This is a genomic window from Vibrio rhodolitus, assembly GCF_003350325.1.
Lineage (GTDB): Bacteria > Pseudomonadota > Gammaproteobacteria > Enterobacterales > Vibrionaceae > Vibrio > Vibrio rhodolitus.
In genome coordinates this window covers 31,577-56,885 of sequence record NZ_QLYZ01000019.1, presented here as the reverse complement: position 1 = coordinate 56,885, position 25,309 = coordinate 31,577, and the positions used below count along the sequence as shown (strand labels likewise).

The following is a 25,309-nucleotide window of genomic DNA, read 5'->3' as shown; positions in this document are numbered from 1 at the left end:
TATACGCTCGCAATTCTTAATCCTATCCCTTCGCATAGGCAAAAGCATTAACTATAACCCTCGGATTATACTGGGGTCGTAAAAAGTATCAAACGTTGAAAGTGAGAAATCGTTTTTTTAACGCAAGAAATGCGCTAAATCTTCAAAAATCTCATTTTCAAGCCTGCATTTTCGCAATATTCAGCTCTAGCGCAGCAAGTTGTTTGGCAATTTTACCTACATCACCAGCACCTTGCGTTAAAACTAAGTCACCATCTTGCAATACATTCGCGAGCACAGTTGGCAAGGTTGCACTATCAGGCACAAAAATTGGGTCAATCTTGCCTCGACTGCGAATGGTACGACACAATGAGCGACCATCAGCGCCTGCAATTGGCTTTTCGCCTGCAGCGTATACATCTAGCATAATCAAGACATCAACTTGCTCAAGCACATTAGCAAAATCGTCATAAAGATCGCGAGTGCGGCTATAACGGTGCGGTTGGAAAATCATCACTAAGCGTTTATCAGCCCAACCACTTCGTGCTGCTTGAATCGTCACACCCACTTCTGTTGGGTGATGACCGTAGTCGTCCACCAGCATTGCTTGACCATTGCCAGTCTCAAACTCGCCAAGGTGATCAAAACGACGACCCGTGCCTTGGGTGCCTAGCATAGCGCTCAAAATAGCCTCATCAGAGATATCATCTTCTGTCGCCACCGCAATCGCTGCCGATGCATTAAGCGCATTGTGGCGCCCTGGGATATTTAGCGTGATATCAAGATTCGCGCGTCCTTTACGAACCACGGTAAACTTACCTTGCTGACCTTCTTGATGGTAATTCTCAATGCGTACATCTGCATCTTCCGAGAAACCATAAGTGATCACTTGACGACTTACGCGTGGGATTAACTCACGTACAACCGGATCATCAATACATAGGATAGCTTGACCATAGAACGGCAGGTTATGGAGAAAATCGATAAAGGTTTGCTTTAAGGTTTCAAAGTCACCGCCATAGGTATCCATATGGTCTGCTTCAATATTGGTGACGATGCTTACCATTGGCTGCAAGTGAAGAAACGAAGCATCACTCTCATCCGCTTCTGCAATCAAGATGCGGCTTGAACCCAAGCGAGCGTTGGTGCCAGCACTTTTAACTAGACCACCATTGACAAACGTTGGATCAAGTCCCGCTTCCGAATAGATTTGTGTCACAAGTGCAGTGGTCGTGGTCTTACCGTGTGTACCAGCAACCGCAATACCATGACGAAAACGCATCAGCTCTGCCAGCATTTCAGCACGACGCACCACCGGTATGCGCGCTTCACGTGCGGCTTTAATTTCCGGGTTTTCTTCGTTAATTGCCGTTGAGACAACAACCACACTCGCCTGCGCAACGTTCTCAGCTTGGTGTCCAATAAATACCGTGGCGCCTTTTTCAGTTAAGCGCTCAGTTACCGCATTTTCTGCAATGTCAGAGCCGGTAATTTGGTAGCCTTCGTTAAGAAGAACCTCTGCGATACCGCTCATACCAGCACCACCAATGCCAATAAAGTGAATCGACTTAACGCGGCGCATTTCTGGCACCATAGCTCGGATCTGAGCCAAATCTTGTGTGTGTTTTACGGTCATTGTATTTCTCGTTATTTGGTTAGCGCGATAATCGCATCTGCAACGACACGATCCGCTTCTAACTTAGCAGCGCCCCTAGCTTTGATTGCCATCTGTTGTAGCTGGTTACGATCCAACGACAGGATCTCATTCGCTAGCTTCTCGACAGTCAGCTCTGGTTGCTCAATCATTTTTGCAGCGCCACACTCAACCAAGTGGTCAGCATTTAGCGCTTGCTGTCGGTCTTTATGCATAAATGGGATAAAGATAGCGCCTACCCCTGCAGCCGAAACTTCTGAAACGGTCAACGCACCTGAGCGGCACACCAATAAGTCTGCCCATTCATACGCTGCAGCAACATCGTCAATAAATTCCATGCTCTCTGCTTGCGTAACTTGATTAGCCTCATAGGCTGTTGCCACTTCTTGCTGGCTATTTTTACCCGCTTGGTGGCGCACTTGGTAACCGTCACCTAATTGTGCCATAACTTGTGGCATGGTTTGGTTAAGAATGCGTGCCCCTTGGCTACCACCCATAACCAAGATACGAATGGGTCCTTGACGGTCTTGCATGCGCACTTGCGGCTCAGGCAAGGCAACGACATCTTCACGCACGGGGTTGCCCACAACCTCCGCACTTGGGAAAGCGCCAGGAAACGCTTGAAAGACTTTCTTTGCAATCTTCGCTAACCATTGGTTAGTCAAACCCGCAACTGCATTTTGCTCATGCAGAACGACTGGAATGCCCAAAAGCCATGCTGCAATACCACCCGGTCCACTGACATAACCGCCCATACCAAGCACGGCATCTGGCTGCCACGCTTTCATATGACGACGAGCTTGACCAATCGCATTAATAATTTGGAAAGGCGCCGCAAGTAAACGCATCACGCCCTGACCACGAAGTCCTTTTACTTTAATAAAATCAATCTCAATACCATGTTTTGGCACTAAGTCAGCTTCCATACGGTCAGCAGTTCCTAACCAACGGATCTCCCAACCTTGTTGTTGAAGCTTCTTTGCCACCGCCAATCCTGGGAATACGTGACCGCCGGTTCCACCAGCCATCACCATTAAACGTTTTTTATTGCTCATCTTCTGTATTCTTTTCTAATTGCTGTGCTTTAAGACGGCATTCATGATCGATACGCAGTAAAATCGATACGGCGACCGACATAATGATCAAACTTGAGCCACCGTAGCTGATCAAAGGCAAAGTCAGACCTTTGGTTGGGACAATCCCTGCCGCAGCCCCCACGTTTACCAATGTTTGGAATGCGAACCAAATCCCGATACCAAATGCGAGATAGCCACCAAAAAATTCATCACTTTCAAACGCTCTGCGCCCGATAAAAATCGCTTTCAGCACTAAGCTAAAAATCAACATTAAAACGAGCACAACGCCAATAAAACCTAGCTCTTCGGCTAAAACGGCAAAGACAAAGTCGGTATGCGCTTCGGGCAAATAAGCGAGCTTTTGAATTGAGTTACCCAGCCCTTGTCCGAACCAATCCCCGCGTCCAAATGCCATTAGCGACTGGGTGAGCTGATAACCGCTACCAAATGGGTTTTCCCAAGGGTCAAGAAATGAAGTCACACGTTTCATACGGTAAGGCTCTGCGACAATCAATGCGATCACCGCACCAATGCCGACCACCACCAACGCGAGAAACTGAGTCAACTTCGCGCCCGCAATAAATAACATGCCAAACAGGGTGACCAACATTACGATCACTGTACCCAAGTCTGGCTGAAACAAGAGCAATACCGCGAGCGTACCGAACACTAAAATCGGTTTAATAAAACCACCGAAGAAGGTCGCGCGAACTTCATCCTGTTTACGTACCAAATACCCCGCCATAAAGATAAACAGCGATAATTTGGCAACTTCTGCCGGCTGCAGGTTAAACAGACCTAGGGGGATCCAACGTGATGCACCGTTAACTGATTTGCCGCCAACCAGCACCACTATCAATAAGAACACCGCAATACCAAGAAGCACCGAACTGTATTTTAGCCAGTGCTTCATCGGAATTTGCAAAATAACGGCTGCCGTCGAGATCGCCAACAATAGAAAAACGGCGTGGCGAAACATAAAGTGAAACGGCTGTCCGGTTAAGCGATAACTGATCGGAAACGAGGCGGACGTCACCATCACTAAACCCGTTAACATCAAACCGAGCGAAATCCACACTAATTGACGGTCAAAAAGCGCTTGGGGAGCTGGGTGAGTAAACCAATGTTTAAAATTAGCGACTTGTTCGCGCAGCGGCATGGTATATCGTTATCTCTTATATTTTCTAGCCAAACTTATCCGTAAGCGGTGTTACGTCTGGTTCGCTGTTTCACAAACCAGACGACCAAACTCTTGTGTAAGAGATTGGGATCAGGCGTAGCGCTTGGCTAATTCAGCAAACGCATCACCACGCGCCATAAAGTTATTAAACTGATCAAAACTCGCGCAAGCGGGTGATAGCAACACCATATCGCCCGCGCTGAGCTGAGGCTTTGCCCATTCAACAATCTCTTGCATGGTGTCAAAACGTTTTGCCGACGGATGCAGTGACATAAACTTATCACCATCCGCGCCAAAACAGCACAGTTGCACGTTCAATCGTGCTAAAGCTGGGGCAAGCTCACTAAAGTCCGCCCCTTTGCCATCACCACCCACCATAAGGTAGAGTTTTCCTGCAAGAGTTAGACCAGAAAGCGCTGCCAATGTGCTCGCCACATTGGTTGCTTTGGAATCATTGACCCACTTAATCGCTTGATTATCGGCAACAACTTGGCATCGATGTGTCAGACCGCGGTAAGATTTCATTGCATCTACCCCTTTCTCGACCTCAACGCCTGCTTTTGCCAATAGCGCGATGACAACCAACGCGTTCGCCACGTTGTGACGCCCTACTAGGCTAAGCTCATCGACTGGCAAAATTCGCTGCTTGGCAAAGGTGAGGTATTCACGTCCGTCAAGCTCAGTCACACACGCTTGCGCCTCTGCTTCAATCGAAAACTCAACCACGTTTTTCTCTACATCTGGGTAGGTCTGCTTATCGTCAGCATTGACAATACAAGCCTGAGCATGGTCGAAAATACGTAGCTTAGCCTGACGGTAATCGTCCATGCCCTGATAGCGATCCATATGATCTTCAGAGAGGTTCAAAAACGCGCCTGCCACCAAAGATAAGCTTGAGGTAGTTTCCAACTGGAAACTGGACAACTCAAGTACGTAGAGATCAGCATCCAATGCCAATAAATCAAGCGCAGGGACACCAATGTTCCCGCCAACCCCAACGTTTAAACCAGCCGCTTTCGCGACCACGCCAGTTAAGTCAGTCACTGTGCTTTTACCATTTGAGCCAGTAATCGCCACGACAGGTTTTGTCACCTGCCAAGCAAACAACTCAATATCGCCAACCACCGGAATGTTGGCAGCCAGTACTTGTTGAATTTCGGGCGTCGCGAGTGCGATCCCCGGATTAGTGACGACTAGATCGGCATCAAGTAACCAATCGCAGCGCCAACCACCAGCATGTAATTCAACCTGCGCAGGTAGTTCTTCTTTACCAGGCGGGTTATCACGCGTATCGATAACCTTGACCTGCAACTCAACAGGCAAACGCATAAGATGCTTAACAACAGAGAGCCCGGTGATACCGAGCCCTACTACCACAACTTTTTCAATACCTTGCCAATGCTGCATGGTCATGGTGTTTATTTCCTTAACGTACTTTCAGTGTCGCTAGACCAATAAGAACAAGAACGATTGAGATGATCCAAAAACGCACAATAACGCGAGGTTCTGGCCAACCTTTTAGCTCGTAGTGATGGTGAATCGGTGCCATACGGAAAATGCGTTGACCACGTAACTTGTAAGAGCCGACTTGCAGAATCACCGATAATGTTTCCATTACAAAAACACCACCCATAATAACTAGGACAAACTCTTGACGTACTAGCACAGCAATTGTGCCTAGCGCACCACCAAGAGCCAGTGAGCCAACATCTCCCATAAACACTTGTGCCGGGTAAGTGTTAAACCATAGGAAGCCTAAACCTGCGCCGACAATCGCGGTACATACAACCACCAATTCCGATGCGTATGGTACATGAGGAATATGTAGGTAGCTGGCAAACTGAACGTTACCCGTAGCCCAAGCAATCGCTGCAAAACCTGCCGCCACCAGGACAGTTGGCATAATCGCCAGACCATCCAGACCATCGGTCAAGTTAACCGCATTACTGGTACCAACAATCACAAAGTAGGTCAGAACAATGTACATCAAACCGAGCTGCGGCATGACTTCTTTGAAAAATGGCACCACAAGCTGAGTGGCGCTGGTATCGTGACCATGAGCATAAAGCGCAAACGCGACAATAAGTGCGATCACTGACTGCCAGAAGTACTTCCAACGCGCAATTAAGCCATCGGTATTCTTACGCACCACTTTACGGTAGTCATCGACAAAACCAACCGCACCATAGCCACCTAGGACAAAGATCACCGCCCAAACATAAGGGTTACTCAGATCTGCCCATAGCAGTACCGTCGTAATAATCGCAGCGAGGATCATCACGCCCCCCATGGTTGGCGTACCACGCTTACTGAAGTGAGATTCAGGACCTTCGTTACGGACCACTTGTCCGATTTGCAACATTTGCAAACGACGGATCAAGTGTGGTCCCATCCACAATGAAAGACCTAATGCCGTCAGCACACTGACAATCGCGCGAAACGATAGGTATTCAAATAAGCGGAAGAATGAAAAATATGGCTGTAGCAGCTCTGCAAGCCAAATAATCATGAATAAATCTCCTTCAATGCAGTTGCAACTTTGCTCATTCCAGCGCTGTTCGCACCCTTAACCAACAAAGTGTGAGGACCTGCATGATGTGGCAACTGCTGTGTAATAAATTCAATCATTAGGTCATGTGAGTCAAAATGCTTACCACGACATACATCACTGATCGTTTTTGCATCAGCGCCATAGGTTAGCACTTGCTCGAAATTAAATGGGGCTGCATGTTCCCCGACTTGACGGTGAAGTTCAAGACTTTCATCGCCTAACTCTGCCATATTCCCCAAAATAAGCCAGCGAGTGCCGCTAAATCCAGCTAAAAGATCCGCAGCCGCTTTCATGGCAGGCACACTGGCGTTGTAACTGTCATCAATCAACTTAAGGTTATCGCTTAATTCAACAACTTCCACTCGCCCTTTCACTTTTGCTAAGTGTGCCAGCCCAGAGGCAATCGTGCTGAGATCCGCGCCAAGTTCACTCGCCAGCGCAGCAGCAGCCAGTGCATTGGCTACGTTGTGCTGACCAATAATACCTAACTGGATTTGCACCGTACCAAGCGGAGTGTGCATGGTAAAGTGCGCTTCGCCTTGGGCATTAATACCAATGTTGTCAGCAAAATAGTCTGCACTGGTATCTTGGGTTGAAAAGGTTTTAACTTGCTTGTCCGCCAACGCCGCTTGCCAATACTCACCACCATGGCTTTCTAAGTTAACAATCGCCACACCGCCAGATTTCAAACCTTGGTAGATCTCACCTTTCGCTTGCTTAACCCCATCAATCGAGCCAAAACCCTCTAAGTGCGCTGCCGCGACATTGTTAACGAGCGCGACATCTGGCTGCACCAAAGCGGACGTATAAGCAATCTCACCAATATGGTTAGCACCCAGTTCTATCACTGCGTAATCATCGCTTGGCGTTGAGCGCAATAAGGTAAGCGGTACGCCGATATCATTGTTAAAGTTGCCGGCAGTAAACAGTACCTGACCTTGCTGCGCCATAATACTTGCCGTCATATCTTTCACTGTCGTTTTGCCACAACTGCCGGTGATCGCTACCTTTGGTGTCGCGCACGTTTGATGAACAAATGCGCCAAGCTGCCCAAGCGCCACCTTGCTATCTGCCACAACCAATTGCGGGATCGCAACGTCAAGCTGACGAGAGACCAGCAGTGCAGTAGCACCAGCTTCAATCGCTTGTGCGGCAAAATCATGGGCATCAAAACGCTCGCCAATCAACGCAACAAACAGTGAACCAGACTCGATATTGCGGGTATCGGTGGATACTTGCGTGATCTGGCAATCCTCACCGATTAATTCGGCGTGCAGGCAGTCAACTAACTGGCTTAAAAAGAGTGGGATCATGAGGCAAGTCCTAATAGTTGCTGAGCAGACTCTCGGTCAGAGTAGTGAATGGTGTGATGAGCAAGCACTTGGTAATCTTCATGACCTTTACCTGCCAACAAAATAATATCTTGTTCTTGGGCATGCTCAATGGCGAACTGCAGTGCTTTGAAACGATCGTGTTCGACAATGGCACGCTCTGCTTGCGTCATGCCTGCCAACATATCTTGCACAATCTCTGCGGGGTCTTCACTACGCGGATTATCATCGGAAAGAATCACCTTGTCCGCAAGGCGCTCACCAATTTCAGCCATCATCGGGCGCTTACCTTTGTCACGGTCACCACCGCATCCAAAAATCGCCCACAGTTTGCCGTGGCAATGCACTCGCAGCGCTTGCAAAGCTTTCTCTAGCGCATCTGGAGTATGAGCGTAATCGACCACAACTTTAGCCTTACCTGAGTTAGCAAACAGCTCCATACGTCCTAACACTGGCACTAAATGAGGCGCGCTATCGAGCAGCAATTGTTTATCAATGCCGAGAGAAAGTAAGGTGGTAAAGGCAAGCAACACATTGGAAGCATTAAACTCACCAATCAAAGCAACCTTAAATTGCCCTGAGCCAAATTGACCATCAAACTCAATCTCAATACCTTGTTCTGAGTAACTGACTGACTTAGCCCATACCGAATTGTCATTGGTTTGTGGATGCAAAGAGACCGCAATAGCCCTCTCTAGACGCTCGTACCACTGCTGACCAACTGCGTCATCAATATTGATGATCGCACGCTGACATAGATGCTGACTGAATAAACTAAATTTCGCTTCAGCATACTCTTCCATCGTGCCATGGTAATCCAAGTGGTCACGGCTAAGGTTGGTAAATACACCTGCGGCAAAAGGCAGCGCCTTAACGCGCCCTTGCACTAAACCATGCGAAGAGACTTCCAATGCGGTGTATTGCGCGCCTTGCTCGGCCAATTGTGCGATGGTGCGCTGAACATCAACTGCGTTACCTGTGGTATTCGCTGCCGGTTGAAGATCATCAAGAAAACCATTTCCTGTCGTGCCCATTACCGCTGCGCGATGTGAAACCAGCTCTAGCCACTGCGCAATAAGCTGCGTAATGGTCGTTTTACCATTGGTGCCCGTGACAGCAATGAGCTGATTGTCATGTTTGGCATACAGTCTGCCTGCCAACTCTGAAAGAATGTCAGCAAGGTCGGCAATATAGATGATGGCCACATCAGCTTGATATTCAATTAAACCATGCGGTTTAGTCTCACACGCCTGCGCAATCACGGCATTCGCCCCTTGATTGATCGCTGAGGTAATAAACTTGCGTCCATCCACCGCATGACCTTTGATCGCCACAAACGTGACGCCAGTTTGGATCTGGCGGCTATCGAGTTCCAACTGACTGACTAACAGCGTTGCCAGCGGCTGCGGCACACTCAACCAAGGTGCCAATAATTGTTCTACTGTGAGGCTATACGACATTGAGAAGGTCTCACTCTATTCCTGCTTAAATTTGTTTTCGTCCGGTGCAATGTTGAGAATTTGCAGTGTCCCTTTCATGATTTCAGAGAACACGGGACCGGCAACCGAACCACCATAATAGTTATCACCTTGTGGCTCGTTGACGATAACCACTAATGCCACGCGAGGATCGCTCGCTGGCGCAACACCTGCGGTATAGGCAAAGTATTCATCCCCATAACCACCAGCAATCGCTTTACGTGAGGTACCGGTTTTCGCTGCAACACGGTAGCCAGGAACGGCCGCTTTGGTCGCCGTACCGCCCGGTTGAGTCACCGTTTCCAACATATCTAACACCATACGCGCGTATTTTTTGTCGATCACTTGGCGCGAAAAGTCTTGCTCGTTGTTCTCGATAATATGCACGGGTTGATATTCACCGAGATTACCTAAGGTCGCGTAAGCGTGAGCAAGCTGCAACGGAGTAATCGTTAAGCCATAACCAAAGGACAAGGTAGCAATTTCAAATTGTGACCAGCGACGACGATTAGGAAAAATACCTTCCGTTTCACCAACGAGGTTAAGTCCCGAGCGAGAACCAAAGCCGACCGAGCTGTACATGCCCAATAACGCTTCTAGAGGCATATCTAGGGCCAGTTTCGCCACACCGATGTTACTGGATTTTTTCAAGATGGTGGTTAAGTCCGCCTTGCCGACTTTAGAGGTATCACGCACGCGGCTGCCGCCAATTTGCATAATGCCGTTACCAGTATCAATGACGGTATGCTCATCCGCGACGCCATTTTCCAGTGCTGCGAGTACCACGAAAGGTTTGACGGTTGAGCCCGGCTCGAACGCATCGGTGATCACGCGGTTACGCATTTTGGCAGATTGCAAATCGGCACGGTTATTCGGGTTATAAGATGGCGCATTGACCATAGCAAGCACGGCACCGGTTTTCACATCCAGCACAACCGCAGAGCCAGAAGTGGCGCGATAGTCGGCAACCGCCTGTTTCACTGCGCGATAAGCGATCGCTTGCAAACGCTGGTCAATAGTCAGAGTTAAGGGTTTCCCTTCTTCACGCTCTTCAAGGGCAATGTTTTCAACCACGCGACCATAGCGATCTTTACGAATGATGCGTTTGCCTGCTTCACCGGTCAGCCATTTGTCGTAACTGCGCTCAACCCCTTCCAGTCCATGTCCATCAATCCCCGTTACACCAACTAAGTGAGCGCTAACCTCACCCGCAGGATAGTAACGACGTGACTCAGGTTTTAAGCCAATCCCGGCAAGTTTTAACTCGCGAATATAGTTCGCCATCGCCGGGCTTACCTGACGTTGCAGATAAATAAAGCGACGAGACTTATTGAGATTAATCTTATCCAGCATTTCCTGACGATCGAGACCAAGCACGTCAGCTAAGGCATGCCAGCGATCAACGTCGCCAAGACCTTCTTCTTTGAAAATCGTCACCGGATCAGCCCATACGGCTTCCACTGGCACACTGACCGCCAATGGCTCACCATTGCGATCTGAAATGATGCCGCGGGCAGAATAGAGTGTTTTCGCACGAATAGAGCGCATATCACCTTGCTTGATCAGATTGTCAGGCTCGATGATTTGGATATAGCCGATGCGCGCAACAAGTGCGGCAAAGATAAGGAAAACAAAGAATAGAACTAGATAAAACCGCCAGCGAATTAGTTGTGGCGGTTCAATTGGGGTCGATTTGGTGCTCGGTTTGGCTTTTTTCGCAGAACTCATGGTAAATCAATCACCACTTCTTTATCTGAATCTGGGCGCTTCATTTCTAAATCTTGTTTGGCGATGGTTTGCACACGACTGTGCTCCGCCAGCGCTGTTTCTTCCAACAGCAGGTTACGCCACTCATCATCAAGACGTTCACGCTCTACTAACGCTTGGTCTTTTTCCGATATCGCGGCGCGAGTCAGGTGAGTGGTAAATACCACCGCCATCGCACTTGCAAAGATAAGCAGTAACGCTATCAAGGGCCAGCGTCCGACCGTAAGTAGGTCGAGACCAATTAATTTGGCAAGGTTGACGGTGTTTTTACTCATAAGATCTTAAAGTTTTTCAGCAATACGTAATACTGAGCTGCGTGAACGTGCATTAAGCTCAATTTCTTGTTTACTTGGCTTGATCGCTTTGCCAACCGCTTTAAGGTTTGCACTGCCTAAAGCTTTGATCTGCTCTTCCGTTAGTGGGATGCCATGAGGCACTTCCGGACCTTTGCTCTCTTTACGGATAAAACGTTTTACCATACGATCTTCTAGTGAGTGGAAGCTAATCACCGACAGGCGACCTTCAGGTGCAAGAATACTCGCCGCACCTTTTAGTGCAGTATCAATCTCTTCTAGCTCACTGTTGATATAAATACGGAATGCTTGGAATGCACGCGTTGCTGGGTGTTTTTTCTCTTTAAAGCTTTTTGGTGCCGCTTCAGAGATCAATTTAGCCAACTGCCCAGTGCGAGTTAACGGCTCATTCTCTTCGTTTTCACGATACGCTACGATAGCTTTAGCAATACGACGAGCGTGTTTATCTTCACCAAACTCGCGAATCACCCAAGTAATATCATCCAAATCCGCTTCTAGTAACCACTGTGATACTGGGATACCCGACGTTGGATCCATACGCATATCTAGCGGGCCATCTTTCATAAAGCTAAAGCCACGCTCAGCATCATCAAGTTGCGGTGATGACACGCCAAGGTCAAATAATACGCCATCAACCTGACCAACTAGACCATGCTGCTCAGCATAGGTCGCAATGCCAGAAAATGGACCATGGACAATCGTAAAGCGCGGATCATCGATTTTTTTCGCTTCTTCAATCGCTTGAGGGTCACGGTCAATACTAAATAGACGACCATTTTCGCCCAATTTAGATAAGATAGTGCGGCTATGGCCACCACGACCAAATGTACCATCGATATATGTGCCATCCGGCTTGATTGCCAATCCATCGATTGATTCATTTAGTAATACAGATATGTGTTTAAATGCGTCTGTCATAGTTATCTCATCTAGCTGGCGTATTAAATAACGCTCACTCTCAGTGTACTGATTTCATCATTCAACGCCACCCTCTCAAGGAAGCATCACGTGATATTGCGCTAAGTTTATTGCTTGCGGAATAATTTTCGTCAATAAAAAGCAAAAAACCCATTATAACGAATACGTCACAATGGGTCTCGAATAGGTATCGCAGCAAAATGAAACCAAGGTGTAGGACTTTATCTACCTAAACCACTCTCGTTCCCACCCTCTGCTGGCAGTATTTACTACCACTCTTCAAGCGACGGCGAGGTTACCATACCTAAGCTAGGTGGGTAAATGCTCGGTTAACTCTCACATTTAAGTTAAACAAAAAAAAGCCGCCAATTAATCAAGGCGGCATAAAGATATTGGCATCGAATCACTCTTCGAGCGATTGAATGCTCAGTTTCGGGCAATACACGGGGGATCGCGTTGCCCTATTCGCTAAACAAACGCTACAACCCTAGCACTTAAACATTGAGACACTACTAATACTTTAGTTTAATCTGACCCAAGTGGTGATTTATTTAACAAATAATTCATCCGCTATTGGATAGTTCAACAGTAAAAACCATGTAAGCCGCACGGTTACTGCCGAGTCGCTAAGAAACGGTGCTAGCGTGGATTAAGAAAGGATACGATGAAATTTGTCTGCGCTAAGATCACAAAAGCCCCGCATTGCTGCGAGGCTTTGTGAATCCGAAGATTTGGAGCCGACATATAAGCCGGGTTCTGTTCCGCTTGCGCGGCGGTAGCCATTCGTCTAGGCCAGCAATCGCTCACTGGCTCGAGCAACCTACCCGCCTCCTTACGCGAGCAACGCAATGTGGAGGCCTATTTGGTCTTGCTCCGGGTGGAGTTTACCCTGCAACGAACTGTTGCCAGTCGTCCGGTGCGCTCTTACCGCACCCTTTCACCCTTACCTGATCCCTTGCGGGCCATCGGCGGTCTTCTCTCTGCTGCACTTGTCGTAGGCTTGCGCCCCCCAGGCGTTACCTGGCACCCTGCTCTATGGAGCCCGGACTTTCCTCCCCTTTGTCAGTCTCCCGAAGGACGTCAACGTCAGTTTCCCAAAGGACCTCAACGTCAGTCTCCCGAAGGACATCAACAAAGCAGCGACTACCCAGTCAACTCCGAGGGCGGATTGTATAGAGTTAGGCACACCCTGTCTAGCAAGATCACAAATAAGGTGTCATGAGCGGTTTAAGTGATTAGAAAGTGGGCGATGCGGGATGCGGGATGCGGGATGCGGGATGCGGGATGCGGGATGCGGGATGCGGGATGCGGGATGCGGGATATTTTGTCTTCTAGAGAACAAGCTGAGTCAATGGTTTTTAGTCATTGATAGTGAGCCTCAAACCTTAGCACTCTCAAGAGCGACGCACTTGATATATTTGTCATCCTCAAGAGCGAGGAACGAGCGAGTTGGGGATCTCGCTTTCACACAAAAAACAAGATTCCCTACTCGCGCTGACGCGCTCTATGGAATGACAAATCTTAGATTAGCGCGTACTAGTGCAACGCCCTTTACTACGTCGGGAAGCAAAACGTTCCGTAGGACGCAGTCTGTTCCCGCATCCCGAAGCGCAGCGTTCCAATGAACTTAGTCCAAGTTCTCCAAACCCCACTTGTAGAGTGCGTTCTTTTTCAGATTGTAGATTTCTGCTGCCAAAGCTGCCGCTTTCTTAAGTGGCAGTTCTTTGGTCAAAATAGCCAAAGTGCGCAGCGCTTCATCCGGTAACGTATTGTCAGCAACTTCGCGATGCCCGTGAACCAGCAACACCATTTCACCGCGCTGTTGGTTTTCATCGGCTTTCACCCACTCAACCAACTCACCTAGTGGTAGACCTTGGAAGGTTTCAAAGGTTTTAGTTAGCTCACGCGCAAGTACCACTTCACGTTCAGGACCAAGAATGTCGAGCATGTCATCTAATGAGTCTAAAATACGATGAGGTGACTCATAAAAGATACAAGTGCGCTCTACTTTAGCAATTTCGAGTAACTTATCTTTTCTTGCTTTGCTTTTTGGTGGTAAAAAGCCTTCGAAGCTAAAGCGATCTGATGGCAAACCCGATGCACTCAGCGCGGTAATCACTGCACACGCACCAGGAAGTGGCACAACTTTGACGCCAGCTTGACGACATTGAGAGACAAGGTGGTAACCTGGATCACTAATTAATGGTGTACCCGCATCAGAGACTAATGCGATAGATTGACCAGACAATAATTTTTCGACCAAAACTTGTGCTTTTTGTTGCTCATTATGATCATGCAATGGAAAGGTTTTGGTCGAAATATTAAAGTGAGCTAGCAGCTTACCTGTATGACGTGTATCTTCCGCAGCAATAAGATCCACGCTGTTCAGTACTTCAATAGCACGTTGGGTGATATCGCCTAAGTTGCCAATTGGAGTCGGAACAATAAATAGAGTTGGGATCTGTGCAGGTAAGGATTTGTTATCTGTCATTTGTTTAGCATCACTTCAACGATTAATATAGACATAATCTTATACGGAATTAACGAAGAACTCATGGCCATGAATAACCAAAAGCGATTAAGTGTACCACGCTTACTCACTCCTGTAGCCCTCGCGGTCGTTTTAGCGGCGTGTTCGTCTACTTCATCGACACCAAGAACGGTCGATATCACTAGTGATCCAACTCAATCTGTGACTAACTACCTGATGCGCGCAGACAGTAGCGAAGGCAGTTTGCAGAGTGATTGGCTGATCATGGCTCTCAAAGCCGCTGTCGAGGCGAATGACGTAAACCAAGCGCAGCTGCTGATAAACCGCCTATCACGTCAACCATTGACCGACATGCAACAAGCCGAGTGGCAACTGGCTCGTGCGCAAATGATGTACAACAACGAGCAATTTGAGCAAGCAAGTGAACTGCTTAATTTCCGTTCATCATGGCGCCTAGCCAATGAACAATGGAAAGATTACCACCAGCTTCTTGCTGATCTTTTTGCCAAGCAGCAAAATTACTTTGCCGCAGCACGTGAACTATCACAGCTGGCAAACTTTGAAGATAAATCTCAGCAGCCTTATCTAGCACAAGGGATCTGGGAAAACCTAAGCCAGTACTCAGAAGAGGAAATTACCCAGTTTTCGGTACCCGTTAACGAAGCTGAGTTTGATGGTTGGCTGCAACTTGCTGTCTATCAAGCCACACTGGCGAACAATGTTCCGCAGCTAAAGCGTACTTTAGAGCAATGGTTGGCTGAAAATCCAAGCCACCCAGCGGCGCTTTACACGCCACAGTCGATTCAAGAAATCTTAAATCTTGAGATCACCAAACCGCTCAATACAGCACTGCTTCTGCCGCTGTCAGGCAAATTTGCCAAGCAAGCACAGCTAATACGTGATGGTTTCATCTTACAAATGATGAATGATGAGCAGCGCGATCCGAATGCGACTCTGACGGTGATTGATACCAACGTTAACGATCCTGCGACGCTGCAACAAACCTTCATTGATAAGAATATCGACTTTGTTGTCGGTCCTTTAATCAAAGGTAACATTGCTGCGCTGCAACAAGCACAAACCGCAACGGGCGCTCCCCTACCGATGCTTGCGCTGAATATTCCTGATGACGTTCAATCTGGCACCAACATTTGTTACCTAGCGCTGTCACCAGAGCAAGAAGTTGCCCAAGCTGCAAAACATCTGTTTGAGCAAGGCTATCGCTACCCGCTTATTTTAGCGCCGCAAGGTCGCCTCGGTCAGCGTGTGGTAGAAGCATTTGATCAAGAGTGGAACAAATACAGCAGCAATAAAGTAGCCGTTAATCTGTTTACAGACAAACGCCAACTGCAACGCAACATCAATACCGCATTTGGCTTGCAAGATAGCCAACAGCATATCGCACAGATGGAATCTCTATTAGGTATTTCGCTTGAAAGCCAACCTCGTAGCCGTCGTGATATTGATGCGGTCTATATCGTCGCGGGCAGCAGTGAACTGACGCTAATCAAGCCATTTATTGAAGTGGCGATTAACCCAGATACCAATCCACCAAAGCTGTTCTCAAATTCTCGCAGCAACAGCGGTCGTCAACAGTACGAAGATCTTACCGGCGTGATGTACAGTGACATTCCACTGCTGATCCAACCTAACTCAGCAATCGAAGCGCAAATGAACCAAATGTGGCCAAAAGGTTCTAACGCAGAGAAACGCCTACAAGCGCTCGGGATGGATGCTTACTTGTTAATGGAGCAACTGCCACAGATGAAAGTGATTCACGGTGCAACCGTACAAGGTAATACGGGCGTGTTGAGCATCGATGACCACTGTGTGGTACAGCGTGAAATTAGCTGGGCAGAACATGGCGCTGCTGAGCAAGCTCAGTAAAGGATTGTTCTTTGAGTCACAAGCGGAACAATATTTGTCCGCTTGTGGGCTCACTTGTCTGGGCCGAAACTTTCGCATCAAAGGCGGAGAGCTCGATCTGATAATGCAAGATGGACAAAGCATTGTCTTTGTTGAAGTGCGTTATCGTAAAAATCAACATTATGGACATGCTGCAGAGACTGTTACGTTCATTAAACAGCAAAGGCTAATCAAGGCAGCCAATTTGTGGCTCCTTAAACAAGGACTGTCCATACATTCAACCGATATTCGTTTTGACTTAGTGGCTATTCATCAAAATGGTAAACAAGTAGAATGGATAAAAAACGCAATTACGCAAGGATAACTGATGCTCGATAGCATTAAAGAGAGCTTTACAGAAAGCATTCAAATCCAAATCGCAGCAGCCGAAGCACTACCTGATGCGATCACCCACGCAGCTCAAGCGATGGTATCTAGCTTATTAAACGGTAATAAAATTTTATGTTGTGGTAATGGCGGTTCATCTTCCAATGCACAGCAGTTCGTTTCTTGTTTGCTAAACCGTTTTGAAACTGAACGCCCTAGCCTGCCGGCAATGGCGTTAACCTCTGACAATACGACGCTAACGGCAGTGGCAAACGACTACCACTACGAGCAGATCTTCTCAAAGCAAGTTCGTGCCTTTGGTCAACCTGGTGACATCTTACTGGCGATTTCAACCAGCGGTAACAGCAAGAACATCATCAAAGCGATGGAAGCGGCAGTAACGCGTGATATGACCATCATCGCGCTAACCGGTAAAGATGGTGGTGAAATGGCAGGTTTACTTGGTGAGCATGACGTTGAAATTCGCATCCCGTCTCACAGAACGGCGAGAATTCATGAGGTGCATATGGTGACCTTACACTGCTTATGTGATTTGATAGACCAAGTTCTATTCCCAGCTCACGAAGAGTAATTCAATGAAATTTGTTAAAGCCCTATTTGTTAGCTTAGTTCTCCTCTCTAGCACTGGATGTGCTGGACTGTTTGTTGCTGGTGCGGCAACGACAGTCAATATCGTTACGGATACTCGAACCACCAAAGAGATCTGGAATGATAACAATATAGAGTTTGAGGTTGCGGGTTTAACCAACAAAGCGCCATATCGTGGTCAACTACGAGTCAGCGCAAGCTCTTATCAAGGTACAGTCGTATTGATGGGGCAAGCAAGCAACCAACAGTTACTGAATGAGTTTGAACAGCAAGCTCGCAAAGTACCTGGCTTGGAACAAGTTCATAATCAAGTGCGCATCAAGCAGCCACTCTCAATTGGTGAAGTGAGCCACGACAGCTGGATCACTACCAAGGTAAAATCAGCGTTAGTGACTGATAAGCAATTGAGTAGCACTAAAATCAAAGTGATCACTGAAGATAGAGAAGTGTTCTTATTTGGTTATGTCTCACGTGAGCATGCCGATCAAGCTGCGGAGATTGCGCGTAATATTTCCGGCGTAAAACAAGTGATTAAAGCCTTCCAATACGGCGAATAACTTTTCCGTCACGATCAAAAAAGCAGCGTAAATACGCTGCTTTTTATTTATAACGTTAAGCCAAGTGCTACTTCACCACACGTAGGCTAGGACGTCCTTTTGGTCTTGGTGGTTCATCATCAAATGAAGCACTCTCTTCCACTGACTCTTCGGCAAGAGACAGACTAGAGCCTTCTTCTACTTCTTCGATGTAACCATCCTCTGCGTCGTCAAACACATCCATGTAGGCTTCTTCAGGGTCAAACATCGTACCCGCGCCATTTTCGCGCGCATAAATTGCTTGAACAGCATAAAGAGGCACAATCACTAGATGTGGACGTCCGCTAAAGCGAGCATTAAAAGTGATTTCATCATCACCTAACTGCAAGTTGCCGACTGCGCGAGGTGCCACGTTAAGAATAATTTGTCCATCTTGAACAAATTCTTCAGGAACACGAACACCAGGCAAAGTTGCCGCAACAACAAGGTGAGGAGTGAGATCGTTATCCACCAGCCAATCATAAAATGCGCGAAGCAAATATGGTCGGCGTGGTGTCATATTAGAAATATCCATGCGCGCAATATTAACGAACTAGACGCATTTCACGTTCAGCTTCCGTTAGTGAAGCTAGGAATGAATCACGCTCAAATACACGGTTCATGTACACTTTTAGTTCTTTAGAACCAGGACCTACTAGATCGATACCTAGTTGAGGCAAACGCCATAGTAGCGGTGCTAGGTAACAGTCGATTAGGCTGAACTCTTCGCTCATGAAGTATTCAAATTCTGCAAATACTGGACCTAGTGTTAGTAGGTCGTTGCGTAGTTTGTTACGCGCAGCTTCTGATTCTTCCGCTGTACCATTTACCACTTTCTCTGCTAGTGAGTACCAGTTCTTTTCGATACGGTAGATCATTAGACGGCTGTTACCACGAGCAACTGGGTAAACAGGCATTAGAGGTGGATGAGGGAAACGCTCATCTAGGTACTCCATGATGATTTTTGAGTCATATAGAGCTAGCTCGCGATCAACCAGAGTTGGAACAGTTTTGTATGGGTTTAACTCAATCAATTCCGCAGGCAAGTTCGCTTCATCAACTAGCTCAACCTCAACGCTTACGCCCTTTTCAGCGAGAACAATACGCACCTGATGGCTATACATATCAGATGCACTTGAGAATAGAGTCATCACAGAACGTTTATTGGCAGCTACAGCCATGGAGCCCTCCAGCACACTTACAGAAATAAAAAACAATGGAGGCTAAGCCTCCATTGTAAACAGTCAAATATGGTAATTAGCACGACATGATAGCACAATTAATGCACATCACGCCAATACTCTTTCTTGAGCAGCACCACCACGATAGTGAAGATGACTAAGAAGCCCATTACCCACCAACCTAAGGTGTGACGTTCAAGTTTCACTGGGTCGCCAGAATACTCAAGGAAGTTAACCAAATCACGAACAGCATCATCGTACTCTTCTGAGTTTAGCTCACCTGAACCATCTGTCTCGATACCAACCACAACTTGTACCTCTTCACCATCAACCACTTTCGTGCCCATAATTGGTGTAGGAATACCTTGTAGCTCTTCCAGCACATGTGGCATACCCACACTTGGGAAGACCACATTGTTCACGCCGAATGGACGCGAAGGATCCTCATAGAATGAGCGCAAGTAAGTGTATAGCCAATCCGTACCACGAACACGAGCCACTAAGGTTAAATCTGGCGCAGGGCCACCAAACCATTTAGCCGCTTGCTTCTCTGGCATCGCGTTTTCCATCAGATCACCGACTTTAGCATTCGGATCAAACATCAGGTTATCTTTCATCAAATCAACTGGGATACCAATGTCACGCGCAACACGCTCGTAACGCTGATACTGGGTTGAGTGACAAGCAAAACAGTAGTTCATAAATAGCTTAGCGCCATTTTGCAGTGATGCTTGGTCAGTCAGATCGTTGTTTGCTTTGTCTAAAGGTACGTTTGCGCCCGCTGCCATCGCCAATGATGGCAACATAGCAAACAAAACTAAAATCCACTTTTTCATTTGAATGTCACCCTCTCTGGTAATGGTTTCGTCGCTTCGTTTTTGCTGTAGAAGAACAGTAGAACGAAGAACATGAAGTAACCTAAGCTGAAGATTCTAGCCAGTAAGGTATACAAATCTGTTGCTGGGAGTGCACCTAAGACACCCAGCGCGATGAAACTAATGGTGAACTGGATGATATTGAACAAGTGGAACTTACTGCGGTAGCGGTAAGAGCGAACTTTACAACGGTCAAGCCAAGGCAAGATAAACAGCACCGCAATTGACGCGCCCATTGCAATAACACCAATCAGCTTGTCTGGAACCGCACGTAGAATTGCGTAGAACGGCGTAAAATACCAAACAGGAGCGATATGCTCAGGTGTTTTCAGCGGGTTAGCCGCTTCAAAGTTAGGTGGCTCAAGGAAGTAACCGCCCATCTCTGGGTTAAAGAACAGTACGTAACAGAACAAGAACAGGAAGCCTGCGACACCCACCAAGTCTTTTACCGTGCCGTAAGGATGGAACGGGATAGAATCGATAATGTCGTACTTCTTCGCGTAGTAATCGTGGAACTTGAACTGAGTTTGGTAATCTTCGCCCATCGTGCCTTTTGGCAGTTTGGTCTCGATACCATCAGGGTTGTTTGAACCCACTTCGTGCAGCGCCAATACGTGCAGCACAATAAGCAGTAGTAGAACGATTGGTAGAGCGATTACGTGTAGGGCAAAGAAACGGTTTAGCGTTGCGCCTGAAATAACGTAGTCACCACGAATCCAAAGTGTTAGGTCATCACCGATAACCGGAATCGCGCCAAATAGCGAAATGATTACCTGAGCACCCCAGTAAGACATTTGTCCCCATGGTAGTAGGTAGCCCATGAAGGCTTCAGCCATCAACACAAGGAAGATCAACATACCAAATACCCACAGTAGCTCACGTGGTTTCTGGTATGAGCCGTAGATCAAACCACGGAACATGTGCAGGTAAACAACAACGAAGAATGCTGATGCGCCAGTTGAGTGCATGTAACGCAGCAACCAACCGTATTCCACATCACGCATGATGTATTCAATCGAAGCAAATGCGCCCTCACCAGAAGGCACGTAGCTCATGGTTAGCCAAATCCCGGTCAGGATCTGGTTAACAAGCACCAACATCGCGAGTGAGCCGAATAAATACCAAAAGTTAAAGTTCTTTGGCATTGGATATTCAGAAAGGTGCTTCTTGTACGCATTCATTGCGGGTAAGCGTTTTTCTACCCAATCCAGTAGAGCTTGCATTATGCCTCCCCTTCTTCATCAACACCGATCATGATCTTGGTATCGCTTAAGTACATATGCTTAGGCACAACCAAGTTATATGGTGCCGGTACGCCTGCAAATACGCGTCCAGCCATATCGAATTTTGAACCGTGACATGGGCAGAAGAAGCCCGATTTCACACCTTGAACCTGCTCATTGAAACTGTCAGGCAAATAGGTTGGAGAACAGCCAAGGTGAGTACAAATACCTACGGCAACGAAGTATTCCGGTTTAATTGAACGGTAGGCGTTCTGTGCGTAAACAGGTTGCTGCTCAACGCCAGATGCTGGGTCACTGAGTTGGCTATCAAGATCTTTTAGTGTGTCGACTACAGTCTGTGCACGACGAACCACCCATACAGGTTTACCTCGCCACTCCACACGCACCATTTGCCCCTCTTCCAGCTTGCTGATATCAACTTCAACTGGGGCACCTGCTGCTTTCGCTTTTTCACTTGGGTTCCAAGATTTAATAAAAGGCACGGCAACCGCTGCTGCTCCCAAACCACCCACAACCGCAGTTGTAGCAGTCAGAAAGCGTCTGCGACCGTTATTTAAAGGCGCATTGCTCATCCAAACATTCTCCCATTTGCTCCTTATGGATTATTGTTATTCCTTACCAAGAGCATGGCTAACAAATTGAGTTTTGTTGTATTTATTTGAGCGCAAATGATAATTAAAACCCTACTTTTTGACAAGGTAAAGCTACTTTTTTGCAACATTTATGAATACAAACGCTAAAGTCGTCACAAAAGCAGAACATTGATGTGGAGAGGATTTTTGAAGATGAGATGGGGAAAGGATTTACTTTACGCAGAAAAACAAAAAGCCTGGCATAAAGCCAGGCTTTTGAAGCCACATCCAGTAAAACTGGAAGCGAATCTTTGTAAAAAGATTAACGCTTAGAGAACTGTGGACGACGACGTGCTTTACGTAGACCAACTTTCTTACGTTCAACGCAACGAGCGTCACGAGTAACGTAACCAGCTGCACGTAGAGCAGGACGGAAAGACTCATCGTATTCCATTAGAGCACGTGTGATACCGTGACGGATCGCACCAGCTTGACCAGAAATACCGCCACCTTTAACAGTAACGTATAGGTCTAGTTTCTCAGTTAGTTCAACTAGCTCAAGAGGTTGTTTAACAACCATGCGAGAAGTTGGACGACCGAAGTACTCATCAAGGCTACGCTTGTTGATTACGATGTTGCCGCTGCCTGGTTTGATGAAAACACGTGCAGCTGAGCTTTTGCGACGGCCAGTGCCGTAGTATTGATTCTCTGCCATTTTCGAAATCCCCGATTAGATGTCTAGTACTTGTGGTTGTTGAGCAGCATGGTTGTGCTCAGCGCCAGCGTAAACTTTTAGCTTACGGTACATAGCACGGCCTAGAGGACCACGTGGTAGCATACCTTTAACCGCTAGTTCAAGAACCATTTCTGGCTTACGATCGATCAGCTTTTCAAAAGTGATTGATTTAAGACCACCAGGGAACTCAGAGTGACGGTAGTACACTTTGTCTTTAGCTTTGTTACCAGTTACAGCAACTTTTTCCGCATTGATAACGATGATGTAGTCACCAGCGTCACAGTGTGGAGTGTATTCAGCTTTGTGTTTGCCACGTAGGCGAGATGCAATTTCACTTGCTAGACGGCCAAGAGTTTTACCTTCAGCGTCTACAACGTACCAGTCGCGTTTTACAGTTTCTGGTTTAGCAACGAAAGTTTTCATGCTAATAATAACCCGTTAAATTAAGTTTAAACTTTACAGGAGTACCCATGTACTCCCACACTGTCTAAGAGCCCAGTCATCACCCCTTCGAGCGGTTGGCACTCTCGACCAAATTCCGAAATAACTTCGATATCAGGTCTGCAGTAACGGTGGGTCGCAGGATTATATTGAAGTGAGCTGAAAAAATCATCTCTTTTTTTTAAGAAAGATCTCACTTTTTACCTTAATCGCGAAAAAATTGTTTACTTAGGCCAAATGCTCTAGCGCTAAGTAATCATGGCTCTGCATCTCTGTTAAACGCGATATACAACGCTTAAATTCAAACTCAAGCTGACCTTTAGTATAAAGCGCTGCTAATTCGACTTCCGCAGAGATGATTAGCTTGACGTTGCGCTCGTAAAACTCATCCACCAATGCAATAAAGCGGCGTGCCGCATCATCGATACTGTGATCCATTTGCGCTACCTCAGAAAGCAACACTGTGTGATAGATACGCGACAACTCAATGTAATCATTTTGACTGCGTGCGGTTTGGCAAAGCTGGGCAAAAGTTGCGTGCAATACGCCATCAGCGGCTTTTTCTACCGCAATTTGACGATGGTTGATCTCAATTTCACTACTACTGCTCTTACCCTCACCAACCAATTGCGAGTAATAACGCTGCATGTTGTCGTGTGCCACCTGATCAATGGGATAATGATAAATCTCCGCTTGCTCTAAGGTCCTCAAGCGATAATCGATGCCACTATCGACATTCATGATCAGGCAATTCTGCTCAATTAGCGCGATCGCAGGTAAAAAGCGCGCCCGTTGTAAGCCATTACGATAGAGATCATGCGGAGGGATATTAGATGTGGCAACCAGAATGACGCCTCGTTCAAACAGAGCTTGAAATAAGGTGCCTAGTATCATTGCGTCGGTAATATCCGAGACAAAAAACTCATCGAAACAGATGATATCCGCTTGCTGTTTAAATTTGTCCGCCACCACATTCAGCGGGTCGCTGGTATCGCCTAAGCTATTTAGCTCATCATGAACTCGCAGCATAAAGCGGTGAAAATGGACGCGCATTTTTTTGTCGCTCGGGAGCGCATCATAAAAGGTATCCATTAAATAGGTTTTTCCGCGCCCTACACCGCCCCAAAAATAAAGTCCTTGAGGCGCTTGCGGTTGCAGCTCTTTTTTACCAAACCAGCTCTTCCATTTAGGTTGAGATGCTACCGGCGTCTGCTGGTAATCAATAAACTGATGGTAAAGATTATCGAGGGCTTGAACGGCTTGAAGCTGAGCACTGTCTTGTTGAAAGCTGTGCAATTCAATATCAGATTTGTATCTTTGTAATGGCGTCATGGCTAGACCTTTGATTCACTGCAGCGCCTAGATATCCACTCACTCTGCTCTATACTAATTTTTGCGCAGTTTCGCTGGATAGGGTCACACGCATTTTTCTTTATTGGTTTAATTTCTCATAGTACCATGTGACATGAGCATGTGTAACCACTCGGTAAACAACATGTAAAACAAAATAATAAGGAGCAATTATGCCTTGGATTTATGCCCTTGCTGGTTTGCTGGTTGGCGCAGTGATTGGATTCATTATTTCTCGTCTAACCGCACCTAATTACAAGAAACAGAAAAACCTCTACAAAGATTTAGAAACCGCGAAGTTCGAGCTTGAGCAACAAAAACAAGAACTCACTGATCACTTTGCGCAGACAGCAGAAATGCTCGATTCATTAGGCAAAGAGTACACTAAGCTATACCAACATATGGCGAAGACCTCATCTGAACTACTGCCAAACATGCCTGAGCAAGACAACCCATTTGCTCAAAAAGTGGCGCAGCAAAATAGCGCGCAAAACAGTAACGACGAATCACTAGAAGATGCACCAAAAGATTACGCTAACGGCGCAACTGGTCTACTACGTGAAGAGAAAAAAGAGTACTTAGACTCACCTGAGCAGAGCACTGAGAAAAAAGCGTCTTAACAGAGAATATCTTCATTATTCTGTGAACTAAGTGATTTTTTTCGAGTCATATCTCCCATAAGTAACTATTGTTCTGCTATTTGTTACGTAAATAATTATGCAAATAAGTAGAACGCTGAGGAGCCAACCATCGCA

At 46.9% G+C, this 25,309-nt stretch carries 24 protein-coding genes and 1 other RNA gene; 5 read left to right on the top strand and 20 right to left on the bottom strand.

Translation table 11 applies throughout. From position 1 onward, the window contains the following. Positions 1-157: 157 nt before the first annotated feature. The 12 genes from murC to rsmI all read right to left on the bottom strand — a co-directional run bounded on the left by murC (position 158) and on the right by rsmI (position 14,739). Positions 158-1,615, bottom strand: coding sequence for a UDP-N-acetylmuramate--L-alanine ligase (gene murC / locus DPF93_RS16440; RefSeq protein WP_114767201.1), 1,458 nt, complete (start codon positions 1,613-1,615; stop codon positions 158-160). 11 nt (positions 1,616-1,626) lie between these two features. Then, complete coding sequence (gene murG / locus DPF93_RS16435; RefSeq protein WP_114767200.1) at positions 1,627-2,688, bottom strand: undecaprenyldiphospho-muramoylpentapeptide beta-N-acetylglucosaminyltransferase; 1,062 nt, start codon at positions 2,686-2,688, stop codon at positions 1,627-1,629. After that, positions 2,678-3,868 carry a cell division protein FtsW gene (ftsW, locus tag DPF93_RS16430; protein ID WP_114767199.1) on the bottom strand — a complete coding sequence of 397 codons (1,191 nt, stop codon included), beginning with the start codon at positions 3,866-3,868 and terminating at the stop codon, positions 2,678-2,680. The genes murG and ftsW overlap by 11 nt, the downstream gene beginning before the upstream one ends. Positions 3,869-3,979: 111 nt before the next feature. Continuing rightward, complete coding sequence (gene murD, locus DPF93_RS16425; RefSeq protein ID WP_164675384.1) at positions 3,980-5,302, bottom strand: UDP-N-acetylmuramoyl-L-alanine--D-glutamate ligase; 1,323 nt, start codon at positions 5,300-5,302, stop codon at positions 3,980-3,982. 13 nt (positions 5,303-5,315) lie between these two features. Beyond that, the gene (gene mraY, locus DPF93_RS16420) at positions 5,316-6,398 is read right to left on the bottom strand and encodes a phospho-N-acetylmuramoyl-pentapeptide-transferase (protein WP_114767198.1); all 1,083 of its coding nucleotides are present in this window, start codon (positions 6,396-6,398) and stop codon (positions 5,316-5,318) included. Beyond that, on the bottom strand, positions 6,395-7,753 hold the full coding sequence (gene murF, locus DPF93_RS16415; RefSeq protein WP_114767197.1) for a UDP-N-acetylmuramoyl-tripeptide--D-alanyl-D-alanine ligase: 1,359 nt from the start codon (positions 7,751-7,753) through the stop codon (positions 6,395-6,397). Before murF ends, mraY begins: the two co-directional genes overlap by 4 nt. Further along, the gene (murE, locus tag DPF93_RS16410) at positions 7,750-9,231 is read right to left on the bottom strand and encodes a UDP-N-acetylmuramoyl-L-alanyl-D-glutamate--2,6-diaminopimelate ligase (protein ID WP_114767196.1); all 1,482 of its coding nucleotides are present in this window, start codon (positions 9,229-9,231) and stop codon (positions 7,750-7,752) included. Before murE ends, murF begins: the two co-directional genes overlap by 4 nt. 15 nt (positions 9,232-9,246) lie before the next feature. Then, positions 9,247-10,977, bottom strand: a complete 1,731-nt coding sequence (locus DPF93_RS16405) for a penicillin-binding transpeptidase domain-containing protein (protein ID WP_114767195.1) — start codon at positions 10,975-10,977, stop codon at positions 9,247-9,249. Continuing rightward, complete coding sequence (gene ftsL / locus DPF93_RS16400) at positions 10,974-11,291, bottom strand: cell division protein FtsL (protein WP_114767194.1); 318 nt, start codon at positions 11,289-11,291, stop codon at positions 10,974-10,976. The genes DPF93_RS16405 and ftsL overlap by 4 nt, the downstream gene beginning before the upstream one ends. Positions 11,292-11,297: 6 nt before the next feature. Then, positions 11,298-12,248 carry a 16S rRNA (cytosine(1402)-N(4))-methyltransferase RsmH gene (rsmH, locus tag DPF93_RS16395; protein ID WP_114767193.1) on the bottom strand — a complete coding sequence of 317 codons (951 nt, stop codon included), beginning with the start codon at positions 12,246-12,248 and terminating at the stop codon, positions 11,298-11,300. 729 nt (positions 12,249-12,977) lie between these two features. Then, positions 12,978-13,407: RNase P RNA component class A (gene rnpB / locus DPF93_RS16390), an RNA gene on the bottom strand. A 468-nt stretch (positions 13,408-13,875) separates the two neighbouring features. After that, positions 13,876-14,739 (bottom strand): 16S rRNA (cytidine(1402)-2'-O)-methyltransferase, encoded by an 864-nt coding sequence (gene rsmI, locus DPF93_RS16380; RefSeq protein ID WP_114767191.1) that lies wholly within the window; start codon positions 14,737-14,739, stop codon positions 13,876-13,878. A 63-nt stretch (positions 14,740-14,802) separates the two neighbouring features. On the opposite strand from rsmI, the gene DPF93_RS16375 reads away from it, so the two are divergent. The 4 genes from DPF93_RS16375 to DPF93_RS16360 are packed head-to-tail and all read left to right on the top strand — an operon-like array spanning position 14,803 to position 18,137. Continuing rightward, entirely contained in the window at positions 14,803-16,626 is a 1,824-nt protein-coding gene (locus tag DPF93_RS16375) for a penicillin-binding protein activator (RefSeq protein ID WP_114767190.1), read from the top strand. Beyond that, a complete protein-coding gene (locus DPF93_RS16370) occupies positions 16,601-16,969 on the top strand; it encodes a YraN family protein (RefSeq protein ID WP_114767189.1) in 369 nt (122 codons plus the stop codon). The genes DPF93_RS16375 and DPF93_RS16370 overlap by 26 nt, the downstream gene beginning before the upstream one ends. Positions 16,970-16,972: 3 nt before the next feature. Next, positions 16,973-17,563: a phosphoheptose isomerase gene (locus tag DPF93_RS16365; protein ID WP_075649299.1), complete on the top strand. Its 591-nt coding sequence runs from the start codon at positions 16,973-16,975 to the stop codon at positions 17,561-17,563. Positions 17,564-17,567: 4 nt separating this feature from the next. Next, complete coding sequence (locus tag DPF93_RS16360) at positions 17,568-18,137, top strand: BON domain-containing protein (RefSeq protein WP_114767188.1); 570 nt, start codon at positions 17,568-17,570, stop codon at positions 18,135-18,137. Between the two features lie 67 nt (positions 18,138-18,204). Here DPF93_RS16360 and sspB read toward each other — a convergent pair whose 3' ends face one another. The 8 genes from sspB to zapE form a co-directional block, all read right to left on the bottom strand. After that, a complete protein-coding gene (gene sspB, locus DPF93_RS16355; RefSeq protein ID WP_114767187.1) occupies positions 18,205-18,690 on the bottom strand; it encodes a ClpXP protease specificity-enhancing factor in 486 nt (161 codons plus the stop codon). Positions 18,691-18,700: 10 nt separating this feature from the next. Beyond that, entirely contained in the window at positions 18,701-19,336 is a 636-nt protein-coding gene (gene sspA / locus DPF93_RS16350; protein WP_114767186.1) for a stringent starvation protein SspA, read from the bottom strand. 98 nt (positions 19,337-19,434) lie between these two features. Then, complete coding sequence (locus tag DPF93_RS16345; RefSeq protein ID WP_114767185.1) at positions 19,435-20,172, bottom strand: cytochrome c1; 738 nt, start codon at positions 20,170-20,172, stop codon at positions 19,435-19,437. Further along, entirely contained in the window at positions 20,169-21,434 is a 1,266-nt protein-coding gene (locus DPF93_RS16340) for a cytochrome b (RefSeq protein ID WP_114767184.1), read from the bottom strand. Before DPF93_RS16340 ends, DPF93_RS16345 begins: the two co-directional genes overlap by 4 nt. Then, entirely contained in the window at positions 21,434-22,027 is a 594-nt protein-coding gene (gene petA, locus DPF93_RS16335; protein ID WP_114767183.1) for a ubiquinol-cytochrome c reductase iron-sulfur subunit, read from the bottom strand. Before petA ends, DPF93_RS16340 begins: the two co-directional genes overlap by 1 nt. 322 nt (positions 22,028-22,349) lie before the next feature. Continuing rightward, positions 22,350-22,742, bottom strand: a complete 393-nt coding sequence (rpsI, locus tag DPF93_RS16330; protein WP_038866232.1) for a 30S ribosomal protein S9 — start codon at positions 22,740-22,742, stop codon at positions 22,350-22,352. 15 nt (positions 22,743-22,757) lie between these two features. Continuing rightward, positions 22,758-23,186: a 50S ribosomal protein L13 gene (rplM, locus tag DPF93_RS16325; protein ID WP_114767182.1), complete on the bottom strand. Its 429-nt coding sequence runs from the start codon at positions 23,184-23,186 to the stop codon at positions 22,758-22,760. A 246-nt stretch (positions 23,187-23,432) separates the two neighbouring features. Then, a complete protein-coding gene (gene zapE, locus DPF93_RS16320; protein WP_114767181.1) occupies positions 23,433-24,536 on the bottom strand; it encodes a cell division protein ZapE in 1,104 nt (367 codons plus the stop codon). Between the two features lie 191 nt (positions 24,537-24,727). Between zapE and zapG the strand changes: the two genes are divergently transcribed. Next, positions 24,728-25,174, top strand: a complete 447-nt coding sequence (zapG, locus tag DPF93_RS16315) for a Z-ring associated protein ZapG (protein ID WP_114767180.1) — start codon at positions 24,728-24,730, stop codon at positions 25,172-25,174. The last annotated feature ends 135 nt before the right edge of the window (positions 25,175-25,309 follow it).